The following is a 14198-nucleotide window of genomic DNA, read 5'->3' as shown; positions in this document are numbered from 1 at the left end:
CGGCCATCGGTCTGCCGCATAGACAGAGCCGTCAGGCTCGCATTGTACCCTCCACCCCCATTCGCGTGAAAGCAGCGCCACACGGTATTCGGCGGGCGACCGCCATGACTTCCACGCAACCACGCAATCTGTCACGCAATCCAATACTGCCAAGATTAGGATATTTGCCGAACCCGACGTTGGCGGGGCGTGGCGATACTGGACAACGCCGTCGGCAAATGTCGCAGACATCGAACCTTGGCCTTACCAGCCAGTTTTGTCATGCTGTGCAACAATTCGCGGTCTGGCGGATGGCTGACGAACGCAGCTGGCGCCGGTACGGACTCCCGGACTGACACTGATGCCCCAATCCTCACGCAGCCAGAAGGCTGCGCGCTTCCCCGCCTGGCTGCTGATCTGCGCCTCGCTGACGGCCATTGCGCCGCTGTCGATCGACATGTACCTGCCCAGCTTTCCCGCGTTGGCCGCGGATATGCGCGTCGATATCGGCCAGATTCAGTTGACGCTGGGCACCTTTCTGGTCGGCCTGGCCCTGGGGCAGGCCTTCTACGGCCCGATCAGCGACCGTTTCGGACGCAAGCGCCCGCTGTACGTTGGCCTTGGCCTGTACGCACTGGCTGCGGCCGGCTGCGCCATGGCGCGCAGCGCCGAGTCCCTGATGCTCTGGCGATTTCTTCAGGCGCTGGGGGGCTGCGCAGGCATGGTCATGGCCCGCGCCGTCATCCGCGACCGGCTCGACGCCCATGAGTCGGCCCGGGCATTCTCGTCGATGATGCTGGTGATGGGCCTGGCCCCGATCCTGGCGCCGATCATCGGCGGCGCCATTCTCAGTGCATCGGGCTGGCGCGCGATCTTCTGGTTGTTGACGTTGGCGGGGCTGCTGATCCTGGCGCTGGTCCACTTCCGGATGGAAGAATCCCTGCCGCGCGAACGTGCCGCACCGCTGCATCCCGGCGCCATCGTGGCAAGCTACACAGGATTGCTGCGGGACCGTGAATTCCTTGGCTATTCGCTGTCAGCCGGCTTCGGGCAGGCCGGCATGTTCGCGTATATCTCGGGTTCGCCGTTCGTGCTGATCGAACTCAACGGCATCGATCCCTCGCACTATGGCTTTGTGTTCGGAGCCAATGCGCTCGGGCTGATCGGCATGTCGCAACTCAATGCGCGCCTGGTCCACGGCCGCACGCTGGATAGCGTGCTCCGACGCGCGGTGCTCGCGCCATGCGCCGCAGGCCTGATACTGGCCGCTGCGGCGCTGGCAGGCGTGCTTGTGCTGCCGGTGCTGCTGGCCGGATTCTTTGTCTTTATCGGCTCGCTGGGCTGTATCACACCGAATGCGTCTGCACTGGCGCTGACGCATCAGGGGCATCGTGCCGGGACCGCATCGGCACTGATGGGCACGCTGCAGTTTTCGCTTGGTACGGTGGCCGGCGCCGCCGTCAGCTTGTGGCACGATGGCACGGCCCTGCCGCTCGCGGTCGTGATGGCCGCGTGCGGCATGGGCGCGGTGGCGTTGCGCGCGTGGGCTTGCGCCGGATCGTCGGCGCGTGCAGCGGCCTGAGCCCTCAGGCTGCCGCGTTCTTTACCACCACCATCTGCGCGGGCATGGGCGCGGCATAGCCGGCCTGGCCAAAGCTTTCGCGGATGATGCGGTTGGTGTCGAAATACACCTGCCAGTAATGGTCGTTGTGGCAGTACGGGCGGACGGCCAACACGGGCCCGACCAGCGTGAATTCCAGGATCTCGACGTCGACCGGCGGATCGGCCAGGACATTGGGAATCGCCGCGATACGCTCCTTGAGCAGCGTCACGGCGGCGGAGGCATCGGTGCTTCCGGCGAGCTGGGCCTTCAGGTCGACGCGGCGGAACGGGTTGGCGCTGAAGTTCTGGATCGTGTCCGAGAAAATCTTGTTGTTACCGATCACCGTCAGTACATTGTCCGGGGTGTCGAGCGTTGTCGCGAACAGCCCGATCTCGCGCACAGTGCCGGTGATACCGCCGATGGTGACGAATTCCCCGACCTTGAACGGCCGCAGTACCACCAGGAATGCGCCGGCCGCGAAGTTGGCCATCAGCCCTGACCAGGCCATGCCGATTGCCACACCCGCTGCGGCGATCAGTGCCGCGAACGTGGTGGTCTGGATGCCGAAGTAGCCAAGGATGCCAATCACCAGCACAACGTTCAGCGCCACGGTCACGATCGAGCCGACGTAGCGCAGCAGGGTCGGATCCACCTGCTGCCGGCCCAGCGCATTCTGGACCATCCGCACCACGACATGGATCAGCCAGCGGCCGATGATCCAGAAGGCCAGGGCGGCCAGGATCTTGACTCCGAACTCCGTGGCGTAGGCAATCACCACAACCTGCAACTTCTCCAGCGTTGACGCATCCATCGGCATTCCCCTGGTTTGTTGGCCGGCAAATGCCGGCCGGAAAACGAAGAACTGCGAAGATTGTCTGGTAAATCTTGCGCGCGTTAGTGGCGCAAGACTTCGGGCACGGCAATTATTGCCATGCCGTCAGGGGAAGTTCAAGCAAAGAATTGTCAGGAACAGGCCCACGAGAGCCTGTTTCCGCCGGGACTTACCAGTTGGTTTCGCGCTCGGGCGTAGCCGAGATGCGATGCAGCGTCAGGTCGGCGCCATTGAATTCGGCTTCGGCATCCAGGCGAATGCCGACCAGCTTCTTGAGCGTGCCGTAGACAATGGTGCCACCCGCCACGGCAATCACGATGCCGAGCAGCGTACCGATCAGCTGCGCGCCAAGCGAAACCCCGCCGATCCCACCCAGCGCATGGCTGCCGAAGATGCCCGCCGCAATGCCGCCCCAGGCGCCGCACAGGCCGTGCAGCGGCCAGACGCCGAGGACATCATCGATATGCCATTTGTTCTGCGCCAGCGTAAACAAATGCACGAACAGCACGCCCGCAACGGCGCCGGTCACCAGCGCGCCCACCGGGTGCATCAGGTCCGAGCCGGCGCAGACGGCGACCAGGCCTGCCAGCGGACCGTTGTAGGCAAATCCCGGGTCGTTACGACCCGCCCACCAGGCCGCCAGCGTGCCGCCAGCCATGGCCATCAGCGAATTGATGGCGACCAGGCCGCTGATCTTGTCGACGGTCTGGGCGCTCATGACATTGAAGCCGAACCAACCCACCGCCAGCACCCAGGCGCCCAATGCCAGGAACGGGATGTTCGACGGCGGATGCGCGCTGATGCGGCCGTCCTTCTGGTAGCGACCCCGGCGAGCGCCGAGCAGCAGTACTGCGGGCAGAGCAATCCAGCCGCCCACCGCATGGACGACCACGGAGCCGGCAAAGTCATGGAACGGCGCGCCAGTCAGATGCGTGATCCAGTCCTGGATGCCAAAACGCTGGTTCCATGCAATCCCTTCGAAAAACGGATAGACAAAGCCGACCAGCACGAAGGTGGCACACAATTGCGGGTTGAAACGGGACCGCTCCGCAATGCCACCCGAGATAATCGCCGGAATGGCGGCGGCAAACGTTGCCAGGAAAAAGAACTTCACCAGTTCGTAGCCGCTCTTTTGTGCCAGCGTGTCAGCACCGGACATGAATTGCACGCCGTAGGCGACGGTATAACCGATGAAGAAGTACGCGATGGTGGAAACCGCGAAGTCCACCAGAATCTTTACCAGGGCATTGACCTGGTTTTTCTTGCGTACCGTCCCTAGCTCCAGGAAGGCGAAACCCGCATGCATGGCCAGCACCATGATTGCGCCAAGCAGGATGAACATGGCGTCGGTGCCAGTCTTCCAATTGTCCATAGGTCCCTCATGCTCAAAATGGGAGCATGGGTATGCAAAAAGCGTTCCAGAAGCGGCTGCATCCTGGTGCCAGTTGCACCTTCATGGTGGAGTTCGCACCGTATTGCGGCCGCACGGGTCGGATTTTTGACCGCGATGTGGTGCACGCCGCGTTCGTTGGTTCACGCCCCGCATGCCTCTGCGCGCCAGAATGATGCAGACGGATAGCGCCAGGATGAACCTTAGTGGTGCATTGCACTATATCGGGGAATGCTGGGCGCGGCCGGGCAAGCTGCGGCCTGACGGTGGGCGGACTTGGGCCGGCGCTGCGCCGTCAGGCAGAAAAGACGCCGCGAAAACGACCGGAACAGAGGGCGAAATTCCCCGCTAACCGGCCTCAAACAAGGATTTCCGGGTTTTTTCGTTGCATTGGTGCCACTGGGGATTGCCCAAGGCGCGAAGGGCAGATTAGACTGCGCCGATCGATGCATTGCCTTCTGGCAGATACATCGGTGACGTCGACCAACAAGGGAAATCAGCCATGAATAAAGGTGAACTGGTATCGGCCATCGCCGCGGAAGCAGAACTGAGCAACGCCGCAGCCGAGCGTGCGCTCAATGCAGCGCTGGACAGTATCAAGAAGGCAGTGGCCAAGGGTGATTCGGTAACGCTGGTGGGTTTTGGCAGCTTCAGCTCGGGCAAGCGCGCCGCACGCACGGGCCGCAACCCGCGCACCGGCGAAACGATCAAGATTCCGGCCGCGAAGACCGTGAAGTTTTCTGCTGGACAAGGTTTCAAGGACGCCGTGAACAAGAAGAAGTAAGCTGTCTGCGTCCGGACTAGCGAGAGAGCGGCCTGTCGGGCCGCTTTTTTATTGGCGGCGGTTATCCGGTACCGACTGTGTGGCGCTCCTGCCATTTCGCATGACCTGCCCTGGTGCCCCCGAGCGCCGGTTTACGGGTTACACTGCCGCGCCTCGGCCCCCGCTACCTGCATCACCACCATGAACGACCAGTCCCACCAGCTTTCCATGACCGTGCTGATGACGCCGGACATGGCCAACTTCTCCGGCAACGTGCACGGCGGCACCATCCTGAAGTACCTGGATATGGTCGCGTATGCGTGCGCAAGCCGTTACGCAGGCCGTTACGTGGTCACCCTCTCGGTGGACCAGGTAGTGTTCCGACAGCCGATCCACGTCGGCGAGCTGGTGACCTTCCTCGCGGCCGTGAACTACACCGGCCGCAGCTCCATGGAAATCGGCATCAAGGTGGTGACCGAGAACATCCGCAGCAAGCTGGTGCGCCATACCAACAGCTGTTATTTCACGATGGTCGCCGTCGATGACAATGGCGCACCGGCAGAGGTGCCACCGCTGGAACCGCGCGACGAAGTCGAGCGCCAGCGCTTCGCCTCGGCCCAGCAGCGCCGCGCACTGCGCCAGGAAATGGAAAAGCGGCACGACGCCATCAAGTCGTCCGGGAACTGATGCGGCCATGGCACGCTTCCTTTCCCTGCTTGCCGGCGCCTGCCTCGCGGTGGCGGGTACGCATGCGCTGGCCGAGGAAATCGGCAGCGTCAATACGAACTTCCGCATGACCGGCTCGGACAAGGTCGTCATTGAAGCGTATGACGACCCGATGGTGCAGGGCGTGACGTGCTATGTGTCCCGTGCCCGCACGGGCGGCATCAAGGGGACGCTGGGCATGGCCGAGGATCCGCCCGAGGCGTCCATCGCCTGCCGGCAGGTCGGGCCGATCTCGTTCAAAGGTCCGTTGCGTCAGCAAGAAGACGTGTTCTCGGAGCGCATGTCGATCATGTTCAAGACCCTGCACGTTATCCGTGCGATCGACCGCAAGCGCAATACACTGGTCTACCTGACTTACTCCGACCGGATCGTGAGCGGCAGCCCGCAGAACAGCGTGACGGCGGTGCCGGTGCCGGGGGGCACGACCATTCCGGTCAAATAACCGCCCGGCAGACCAACGAGCCGGCTCGTATCACGCGGCCGGCTCGAACAGCTTTCGCAGGTTGGACTTCAGAATCTTGCCGTTCGCATTGCGCGGCAGCAGGTCGGGCAGCACGACGATCCGCACCGGCACCTTGAACGCAGCCAACCGCTCCGCGACAAATCCACGCAATTCATCCTCCGTAGCCTGCATGCCGGGCTTCAGGCTTACCACGGCGCCCGGTTCCTCGCCGAGCGTCTTGTGCGGGATGCCGACCAGTGCTGCATCCATGACCGCCGGGTGTTCGTAGAGCGTGCTTTCCACCTCGATGCAGTAGATGTTCTCGCCGCCGCGGATCAGCATGTCCTTCATGCGGTCGACGATATAGAGGTGGCCCTCGTCATCAAGCCTGCCAATGTCGCCGGTGCGCAGCCAGCCATCGGCAAAGGTCTGCGAGGTGGCTTCGGGCTTGTTCCAGTAGCCGCGCACCACGTTCGCGCCGCGCACCATCAGCTCGCCCGTTTCGCCAACGGGCAACGACTGGCCGCGGCCATCGACGATCTTCATTTCACCGATGGGCAGGGCCGGCCCGCTGCTGTCCGGCCGCAGCACATACTCTTCCGCGCTGTGGCTCGTGAACGTGGCGGATGTTTCGGTCATGCCCCAGCCGATGCCCGGCGCCGACTGCGGAATGGTTTCACCGATGCGCCGCACGAGTTCCGGCGACGCTGGCGCGCCGCCGTAGCTCATGCTTTCCAGCGAAGAGAGATCGAAGCGGTCGCGCTCGGGATGTTCGAGAAGCTGCCACGCGATGGTGGGCACACCGCCTGCGGTGGTGCAGCGTTCGCGCTCAATCAGTTCCAGCGCTCGCAACGCATCCCAGCGATGCATCAGCACGATCTTGCCGCCGTTGGCGAGCGCGCTGTTCAGTACCGCCATGCAGCCCGTCACGTGGAAGAATGGCACGGACAGCAGCGCGGCTTTCTGCGGTGCGGCGGGATCGGGCGCGGGAATCGGCTCGCCGCGGCGCAGCAGGTTGCGCAGCGGGCCGAACAGGCTGGCGACGGCGACAGTCGTGGCATTGCGGTGCGTGCCGAGCGCACCCTTGGGCTTGCCCGTGGTGCCAGAGGTATAGAAGATCGTCGCGTCGTCTTCGGGATCGATCGCTACGTCGGGAAGCGCCAGGTCCGGGAGTGTTGCCCATGCCGGAGAGGCGCCGGTCACGCTTTCCAGCGATACGACCTTCGCCTCGCCGTCGACGGCGCCCGCGCGCGAGACATAAACGCGTTCCAGCGCAGGACACGCGGCCAGATGCGAAGCGAGACGGTCCAGCCGTTCCGCATCGACGATCGCCACGCGGCTCCCCGAGTCGTTCAGTCCGTACTCGAGTTCAGCGCCGGTCCACCAGGCATTGAGCGGCGTGACAATGGCGCCGGCCAGCAGCGCGCCGTAGAACGCGACCGGCCATTCAGGCAGGTTGCGCATGGCCAGCGCGACGCGGTCGCCGGGGCGGATGCCATCGCGCACGAGTGCGTGCGCGACATGCAACGCCGCACGCCGGAACGCGGCATAGGTCACGCGCTCGTCCTCGTAGACCACGAAGGTCCGTTCGCCGAAGGCCTGGGTTGCCTGGAACAGGTCGCGCAGCGTCGGTGGCGCGTTCTTCCAGACCGTGGTGGGGATGCCGCGAATCATGCGCGTTTCCGTCTCGAACGGGGCGCCTGGTGCGGTGAGCCGGGCGTGCGCCTCGGCCAGTGACAGGGCAGGCCAGTTGCTGGCCGGCTGGAAATTGCTCGACATGACTGCCTCCCGGACTGCAATGCAGGTGGAGGATGGCGCAACGCGCCACCCCTGAACGACATGCGGGGACATGCAGGGAACCGCGAGAAAGCACGCAAGGCGGCCGTGCCGCCTTGCGTCAGGACCTCACGACGTCAGATCGTGACGCCGCCGTCGACCACCATGGCCTGGCCCGTCATGAAGCTGCTTGCGGCGGACGCCAGATAGACAGCCGCGCCGGCGATCTCGATCGGCTCGCCGATGCGGCGCAGCGGTGCGCCCTGGGTGGATTGCTTGTAGCGCTCGGGGTCTTCCCACAGCGCACGCGCGAAGTCGGTCTTGATCAGTCCGGGCGCGATGCAGTTCACGCGCACATTGTGCGGACCGAACTCCACGGCGAGGTTGCGCGCGAGCTGGAAGTCAGCGGCCTTCGAAATGTTGTACACGCCGATGGTCGGCGAACCGCGCAGGCCGCCGATGGAGGAGACGATGATGATCGAACCTTCCTTGCGTTCGATCATCTGCGGCGCGACCATCTGGATCAGCCAGTGGTTCGAGATCACGTTGTTGTCGAGCACCTTGCGGAACTGATCGTCCGACACGCCGCTCATCGGACCATAGTACGGGTTCGATGCGGCATTGCAGACCAGGACGTCCACCTTGCCGAAGGTGCGATTGGTTTCATCGACAAGCCGCTGCAGGTCATCGCGCGACGAGATATTGGCCGGGACGGCAATAGCGGTGCCGGCGCCGTGGCGTGCATTGATGGCGTCCACGACTTCCTGGCATGCCTCGAGCTTGCGCGACGAAATCACCACTTTGGCGCCCTGAACCGCCATCTGCTCCGCAATGGCGCGGCCAATGCCGCGCGATGAGCCAGTCACGATCGCGACCTTGCCCGACAAATCGAACAATGACATGGAGTCTCCTGATATCGGGGCCCGTGCAGGGCCCGCCTGTGTTCTGTTGGACAGCGCCCGTTGCGGGCCTGCCGGGACATTATGGGTGGGGCATCCGGCCCAGTCCACAGGCAAGCCCCTGCCTGCGGGCCCATATCAGTATTCTTTCTGCGGGCAATGCGCGGCGTGCATGGGACCGGTGGGGCGGTCTTGCGGCAGGGATATGGCAACGATATTCAGGCGCCCAGCAGCGCAGGCAGCACACGCTCGAGCCCGGCGCGGCTGTCGGCATCCAGTGCCACGTGAAAGCGGTCGGCCAGCACGTCGATGACATCGCCCGCGGTGGACAACGGCTGCCGGTGCACGGTGCCGTCCGCAGCGCGCTCGGCCAGTTCGCCGTTGGCCAGGGTCAGTCGCAGATCGCCATCGGTACGGGCCACCATCAGCCGCTGCGTGAAAGGGCTGTCCGGATGCGTGCAGATGTACCAGTTGCGCGCGATGAAATCGATCCACGGCTGCGGTGTCAGGTCGAAGCGGTAGACCTTGAGCCAGCCCTCGTCTCCGCGCACTTCGAGATCCTGGCCATGGAACGTGCTGGCAGTGGTGTCGTCCGGAGCCGGGACCAGCCGATAGGGGAATGCTGACGCGGCCGGCGCCGACAATGGCAGCGACCTGAACGGCGAGGGGCCGCCAAAGCCAACATCGGCAAGATAGCTGCGATGCGCGACTTCTACGCGCAGCAGCATGTGCGAAGCCATGGTCTGCACGTCATTGGCCACCCCCCAGCGTACACGCGCGGCCAGCGGCGTTACGGTGTAGCCCAGCGCCGTCAGCGCTGCGGCCAGCAGCGTGTTGAGTTCGAAGCAATACCCGCCGCGTCCGCGCGTGACCAGCTTGTCGAACACGGCATCGATGTCGATCCGTACAGGGCGGCCCAGCAGCGGGTCGATGTTCTCGAAGGGGATGCGTGCGAGCTGCGCCGCGATGAGCGCATCAAGGGATTCCAGCGTGGGGGACGGTGGTGCGTCGAGGCCAAGGCGTGCGAGGTAGGCGTCCAGGCGGGGAGCGTCAAGCGTGATCATGTCGCGTACCGAGTTCAGTTGAGCATTTCGAGTGCGGTCAGATCGAGCAGTTCGATGCTGCCATACCGCAACCGCAGCAGCCCTCGCGATTCGAGTTCGCGCAGCGCCTGATTGACGGTCTGCCGCGACAGGCCGAGGATCTGCGCGAGCTGTTCCTGCGGAATCCTTACGGCCTGAACGGCAGGCGTTGCATCGTCCGTGCCGTGGGCCGGGTTGCCATAGCCGCGCGCGATGGCTGCCAGCCGACGAGCCGTGCGCGCGGCCGGCGGCAGCAGCTGCATTTCCTCGACATAGTCAAAGACCAGCCGCGTCTTGGCCGCAAGCAGAAGGCCGAACTCGCGCCACCATGCGGGATGCTGAGCGAGCCGGCGTTCGAGGCTCGCGCGTGGGACGTGCCACAGCCGCGCGGCGTGCACCGCGCGTGCGTCGTGAGTGCGTGGCAGGCCATCGAACAGGCAGATCTCGCCGAACCAGGCGCCGGCTTCGAGCAGGCCGAGCAACGCCGCCTTGCCGGACTCGCCGGCGGCATCGACCTGCATGGTGCCGCTGGCAACGCAATAAAGCCCGTCAAACGCATCGCCGCGCGCGAACAGCGCCTCGCCGGCGGCGAGGTGGCGCCACGTGCCATCGTCCAGCAGTGCCTCGCGCAGTGGGCCCGGCAACTGGGAAAACCAGGCACTCGCCTGCAGCGTGGCGGCCGCCTCCGCGCGCGACGGTGCGGCGTTGCCGCCCGGTGTGCCGCGCGGGATGCCTGACGGGCCACGTGCCCCGCTGCCCGGGGGCTGAGCCATGCCCATGTCGTCTCCTGTCGTGTTCGGGTTGATACGTACGGCGTAGCACGTCCGACTGTCAAAAATCAGACAGACGCCGCGGGACGCGATCAATACTATAAATCTACAAGAATCGACAAGACAGCCGGGCTTGTGGCACTGCTGCACTGCTGCAGCCATCGGCCCGCATCCAAGGAGACGCCCCGTGAACACCCTGGTCGAGCATCTGGCCAACTACGCCGCCTATCACCGCAATCCCCGCAATGTCGCCACGCATTTCATCGGCATCCCGATGATCGTGCTCGCCGTCACCACGCTGCTCGGCCGGCCCGTGATGCCGCTGGGCGACGGTGATGCGTACCTCACGCCGGCCATGGTGGTGTACGCGTTGTCGTGCCTCTTCTATCTGCGCCTGTCGGCGGGATTCGGCGTGGCGATGGCGATCGTGCTGGCGCTGTTCCTGTACGCCGGAGCTCACCTTGCCGCGCTGCCGACGGGCGGCTGGCTGGCTGCCGGTATCGGCCTGTTCGTGGCGGGCTGGGTCATCCAGTTTGTCGGCCATTACTATGAAGGCCGAAAGCCCGCGTTCGTCGATGATCTGGTCGGACTGCTGATCGGCCCGCTGTTCCTCGTGGCGGAGACCGCCTTTGCCTGCGGTCTGGCAGCCGGCACCCGCGATGCAATGATGGCGCGCGTGTCCTGATGCGGCAGCGATCAGGCCATGCCGGCCGGCAGCCGCAGGTGCGCTGCCAGGCCGCCGAGCGCGCTGTTACCCAGCTCCAGTGATCCCTCATACATCGCCGCAATCTCTGTGACGATGGCCAGGCCGAGACCGCTGCCGGCGGCGGCTTCGTCGAGCCGCCCGAACCGGGTGGTGGCCAGTTCGCGCGCCTCGGGCGGCATGCCCGGGCCGTCATCTTCCACGAGCACCTCCAGCAACGCTGCGGCAGTGTCTTCGCGCAAGTGGATGCGCACCTGCGAGCGTGCCCACTGGCAGGCGTTGTCGAGCAGATTGCCGAGCATCTCCACCAGATCCTGACGGTCGCCGGCGAAGTGTCCTTCGCCTTCCACGCCGATGTCGAGCTGCCGCGCGCCATGAAGGCGCGTCAGGGCGCGCGTCAGCTCGCGTACCGCGGGGCCGGCCTCGATGCGCTGGCCACGTGCCGCCGCGGCGCCTGCTGCGCGCGCGCGGGGGCCAGGTGGCGGTCGACCTGCCGGCGCATGGCGTCGACCTGGCGGGACACGGCATCGGCAGCCGGGCTCGGCAAGCTGGACGCCTCATTGGCGAGCACGGCGAGCGGTGTCTTTACCGCGTGCGCCAGGTCCGCCGCCTGTTGCCGCGACCGCTCGAGCGCCTGCGCGTTGTGGTCCAGCAGCGTGTTGATTTCGCTGATCAATGGCTCGACTTCAGTAGGCCAATTGCCGCCCAAGCGACTCTCGCGCCGTGCCTGCATCGCGCCCAGCGCTTGCCGCAGGCGCTTGAGTGGCGCCAGCCCGAAGCGCACCTGAGCGGCCACGGCCAGCATCAGGCCCATGCCAAGCGCTCCGAGCGACCAGCCCAGCATGGTGTTGAACGCGCGCCGTGCGGCGCGCAGTTCGGTGCGATCCAGCGCCACGGAAACGCTCACTGGCGTGTCGGACGAAGCCAGCACGATGCTGCGCGACACCACCAGCAGCGACTGCTGGTTGGGTCCCTGACGAACTTCGGCAGGCGTTCCCGCTACCTTGTGCGCAGCCTTTTCCGGCATTTCTGTGTCCCACAACGAGCGCGAACGCAGCAGCGCGCCGGGGGCTCGGGCTTGCCAGTAGGCGCCGGAATAGGGGAGTTCATAGCGTGGGTCCGCCGGTGCGCGCGTCAGCAGCAGCCAGCCGTCGGGGCTCCAGTCGAGCGCGGCGGTCAGGCTGGTGAACTGGTGTTCCAGCTGGCGCACGTAGGTATCGTTGACGTGCCGCTCGAACAGCGTGGAAAGGAGCCACCAGCTTGCGCCGAGCGCCGCGGCGAGCCAAATGGCGGCCACAGGCGCAGCGCGAGAGAGTTGCGCATGCGGTGCCTTAATTCCCGGTCGCGGGGGGCGGTCGCAGCCGGTAGCCCTGGCCGCGCACGGTCTCGATCACGTCCACGCCGAGCTTGCGGCGCAGCCGGCCGACGAAGACTTCGATCGTGTTGCTGTCGCGGTCAAAGTCCTGCGCATAGATATGTTCGGTCAGCGTGGACTTGCTGACGATGGCGCCCGGATGGTGCATCAGGTAGTCGAGCACCTTGAATTCGTGCGCCGTCAGCACCACGGCGGCGCCATCCACGGTCACGGTGCCGGCGCGCGGATTCAGCTGGACGGAGCCGCAGCTCAGTTCGGGGGCCGGCATGCCGTGCGCGCGGCGAATCAACGCGCGGATGCGCGCCTGCAATTCTTCCATGAGGAACGGCTTGGCCAGGTAGTCGTCGGCGCCCGCGTCGATGCCTTCAACCTTCTCTGTCCAGCTGTCTCGCGCCGCGAGAATCAGCACGGGAACGTTGACGTGCGCTGCGAAACCGCTTCGAGAATGCGGGACAGCGGCAGGATTTCCCCGGACTGCACCGCCGCGCGGGCGCGATCGGCGTCCTTGTCGGCATGTGCCGGCGCGGCGATGCCAAGCGCAAGCGCGAGCGCAGCACCGGCCAGCGCGAGCGCGAAAGCAGGGCGGCTTGCGTGGCGAAGCCGGGCAGGGCGGCGGACGTGAAATGTCTTCATGGCCTGAAGTTTGCGTCAAAACGCCTGAACGCAGGCTGAACGGATGCCTCAGCCAGCGTTCAGGTGCCGTTCACGACAATGCTTGCCAACCGTATCAGGAGTCCAGCCATGTCGCACCATCCGTCTACCGCATCCCTGTCACAGTCCGTTTCACCGTCCCCGCAGCATCGCTCGCCGGACCGGCGCGCAGCTTTCCTGGCGGCTGGCGCGCTGTTTTCCGTGCTCTGCGTGTCTAGCGTGTTCTGGATCCATGTCGACCTGATCGCTCTGCTACGCGAGTGGTCGCGCGCCGATGCCAACCTGCCGTTGATTGCGCTGGGCACCATGGCCGTGGGCTCGCTGATTGCCGCGTGGCTCGGCGAATAGGCCTTGAAAATAGAGTCCTGTCGCATCTGACGCGGCGCGCGCAGCCCCGATTTCTCTTCCGCGAGAAGACGCCTGAGACTGCGAAAGTGGGGGGACGTGGTGCCTCTACGCGCTTCTGCTGAGGTATTGCTGCGACAAAACACGGGGTTTTCACGGGGTTTTAGCGTTTGCATGTATGAAAACCCTTTGACACACGGTCGTTTCCGCTATGATTCAGTGGCGCCGGCAAGGGGTATGTGCAACGCAATGCGAAGCCTTCGAACAGCCGGCTCTGATCTGTTCAACTCTCGTATATCGATATGGCGACCAAAGCGAAACCGACCGCGAAGACGACTGCAACCAAGCCCGCTGCCAAGAAGGCCGCGGCAACGAAGGCACCTGTGAAGGCTGCCGCCAAGAAGGCCGCGCCGGCCAAGAAGGCTGCTCCGGCTGCCGCGGTGACCCCGCGCCCGCTGAAGGACACCTTCAACAAGTCGAGCCTGGTCGCTCACCTGGTAGCCCAGACCCAGATGGAGCCCAAGGCCGTGAAGACGGTGCTGGCCCATCTGGAAAACACCATCGTCGGCGCGCTGAACAAGAAGGGCGCTGGCGAATTCACGCTGCCGGGCCTGCTGAAGGTGACCGCGCAGCAAGTGCCGGCGAAGAAGAAGCGCTTCGGCAAGGACCCGTTCACCGGTGAAGAGCGTTGGTTCCCGGCCAAGCCGGCCAGCGTCAAGGTGAAGGTTCGCCCGCTGAAGAAGCTGAAGGACGCTGCTGCCGCTTGATCGGCCAGTTGATCCGCAAAGAAAAGGAGCCGCTGGTCGGCTCCTTTTTTCATGCCCGATGTCGGGCTGCGCGACGATGGGTGAGTTTCCGCCGA

The 14198-nt window shown here is 65.0% G+C and carries 17 protein-coding genes and 1 pseudogene; 8 read left to right on the top strand and 10 right to left on the bottom strand.

Going from position 1 to position 14198, the window contains the following annotated elements; genetic code table 11:
* The first annotated feature begins 340 nt into the window (after positions 1-340).
* Positions 341-1561, top strand: coding sequence for a Bcr/CflA family multidrug efflux MFS transporter (locus K2O51_RS01160; protein ID WP_011300159.1), 1221 nt, complete (start codon positions 341-343; stop codon positions 1559-1561).
* 4 nt (positions 1562-1565) lie between these two features.
* On the opposite strand, the gene K2O51_RS01155 is transcribed toward K2O51_RS01160, so the two are convergent.
* On the bottom strand, positions 1566-2393 hold the full coding sequence (locus tag K2O51_RS01155; RefSeq protein ID WP_011300160.1) for a mechanosensitive ion channel family protein: 828 nt from the start codon (positions 2391-2393) through the stop codon (positions 1566-1568).
* A 190-nt stretch (positions 2394-2583) separates the two neighbouring features.
* Positions 2584-3786 (bottom strand): ammonium transporter, encoded by a 1203-nt coding sequence (locus K2O51_RS01150; protein ID WP_011300161.1) that lies wholly within the window; start codon positions 3784-3786, stop codon positions 2584-2586.
* Between the two features lie 32 nt (positions 3787-3818).
* Between K2O51_RS01150 and K2O51_RS01145 the strand changes: the two genes are divergently transcribed.
* The 4 genes from K2O51_RS01145 (at position 3819) to K2O51_RS01130 (ending at position 5735) form a co-directional block, all read left to right on the top strand.
* The gene (locus tag K2O51_RS01145) at positions 3819-3980 is read left to right on the top strand and encodes a hypothetical protein (RefSeq protein WP_181184431.1); all 162 of its coding nucleotides are present in this window, start codon (positions 3819-3821) and stop codon (positions 3978-3980) included.
* A gap of 326 nt (positions 3981-4306) precedes the next feature.
* Entirely contained in the window at positions 4307-4588 is a 282-nt protein-coding gene (locus K2O51_RS01140; protein WP_008651272.1) for an HU family DNA-binding protein, read from the top strand.
* 180 nt (positions 4589-4768) lie between these two features.
* On the top strand, positions 4769-5254 hold the full coding sequence (locus K2O51_RS01135) for an acyl-CoA thioesterase (protein WP_011300162.1): 486 nt from the start codon (positions 4769-4771) through the stop codon (positions 5252-5254).
* A 7-nt stretch (positions 5255-5261) separates the two neighbouring features.
* Complete coding sequence (locus K2O51_RS01130; RefSeq protein WP_011300163.1) at positions 5262-5735, top strand: CreA family protein; 474 nt, start codon at positions 5262-5264, stop codon at positions 5733-5735.
* Positions 5736-5765: 30 nt separating this feature from the next.
* Here the strand turns inward: K2O51_RS01130 and K2O51_RS01125 are convergent, their stop codons facing one another.
* The 4 genes from K2O51_RS01125 to K2O51_RS01110 all read right to left on the bottom strand — a co-directional run bounded on the left by K2O51_RS01125 (position 5766) and on the right by K2O51_RS01110 (position 10271).
* Positions 5766-7514 carry a class I adenylate-forming enzyme family protein gene (locus K2O51_RS01125; RefSeq protein WP_220630380.1) on the bottom strand — a complete coding sequence of 583 codons (1749 nt, stop codon included), beginning with the start codon at positions 7512-7514 and terminating at the stop codon, positions 5766-5768.
* Positions 7515-7648: 134 nt separating this feature from the next.
* A complete protein-coding gene (locus tag K2O51_RS01120) occupies positions 7649-8413 on the bottom strand; it encodes an SDR family oxidoreductase (protein WP_011300165.1) in 765 nt (254 codons plus the stop codon).
* Between the two features lie 215 nt (positions 8414-8628).
* Complete coding sequence (locus K2O51_RS01115; RefSeq protein WP_220630379.1) at positions 8629-9474, bottom strand: arylamine N-acetyltransferase family protein; 846 nt, start codon at positions 9472-9474, stop codon at positions 8629-8631.
* A 14-nt stretch (positions 9475-9488) separates the two neighbouring features.
* Positions 9489-10271, bottom strand: coding sequence for a Crp/Fnr family transcriptional regulator (locus K2O51_RS01110; RefSeq protein WP_011300167.1), 783 nt, complete (start codon positions 10269-10271; stop codon positions 9489-9491).
* A gap of 178 nt (positions 10272-10449) precedes the next feature.
* On the opposite strand from K2O51_RS01110, the gene K2O51_RS01105 reads away from it, so the two are divergent.
* Entirely contained in the window at positions 10450-10947 is a 498-nt protein-coding gene (locus K2O51_RS01105) for an Mpo1 family 2-hydroxy fatty acid dioxygenase (protein ID WP_011300168.1), read from the top strand.
* A gap of 11 nt (positions 10948-10958) precedes the next feature.
* Here the strand turns inward: K2O51_RS01105 and K2O51_RS35035 are convergent, their stop codons facing one another.
* The 4 genes and pseudogenes from K2O51_RS35035 to K2O51_RS01090 form a co-directional block, all read right to left on the bottom strand.
* On the bottom strand, positions 10959-11315 hold the full coding sequence (locus K2O51_RS35035; RefSeq protein ID WP_245001819.1) for an ATP-binding protein: 357 nt from the start codon (positions 11313-11315) through the stop codon (positions 10959-10961).
* A gap of 47 nt (positions 11316-11362) precedes the next feature.
* Entirely contained in the window at positions 11363-12262 is a 900-nt protein-coding gene (locus K2O51_RS01100; protein ID WP_245001818.1) for an ATP-binding protein, read from the bottom strand.
* A 34-nt stretch (positions 12263-12296) separates the two neighbouring features.
* Positions 12297-12770, bottom strand: a pseudogene (locus tag K2O51_RS01095) (winged helix-turn-helix domain-containing protein); the annotation flags it as partial.
* Positions 12743-12973, bottom strand: coding sequence for a hypothetical protein (locus K2O51_RS01090; protein ID WP_140950406.1), 231 nt, complete (start codon positions 12971-12973; stop codon positions 12743-12745). The pseudogene K2O51_RS01095 and the gene K2O51_RS01090, both read right to left, overlap by 28 nt.
* Before the next feature lie 108 nt (positions 12974-13081).
* On the opposite strand from K2O51_RS01090, the gene K2O51_RS01085 reads away from it, so the two are divergent.
* Both K2O51_RS01085 and K2O51_RS01080 read left to right on the top strand, forming a co-directional pair.
* A complete protein-coding gene (locus tag K2O51_RS01085; RefSeq protein WP_041680165.1) occupies positions 13082-13339 on the top strand; it encodes a hypothetical protein in 258 nt (85 codons plus the stop codon).
* A 299-nt stretch (positions 13340-13638) separates the two neighbouring features.
* Positions 13639-14103, top strand: coding sequence for an HU family DNA-binding protein (locus K2O51_RS01080; RefSeq protein WP_011300173.1), 465 nt, complete (start codon positions 13639-13641; stop codon positions 14101-14103).
* Positions 14104-14198 lie beyond the last annotated feature (95 nt).

Source organism: Cupriavidus pinatubonensis, assembly GCF_019602855.1.
GTDB lineage: Bacteria > Pseudomonadota > Gammaproteobacteria > Burkholderiales > Burkholderiaceae > Cupriavidus > Cupriavidus pinatubonensis.
The sequence above is the reverse complement of the archived record's forward strand: the minus strand, read 5'-3'. Positions and strand labels throughout refer to the sequence as shown.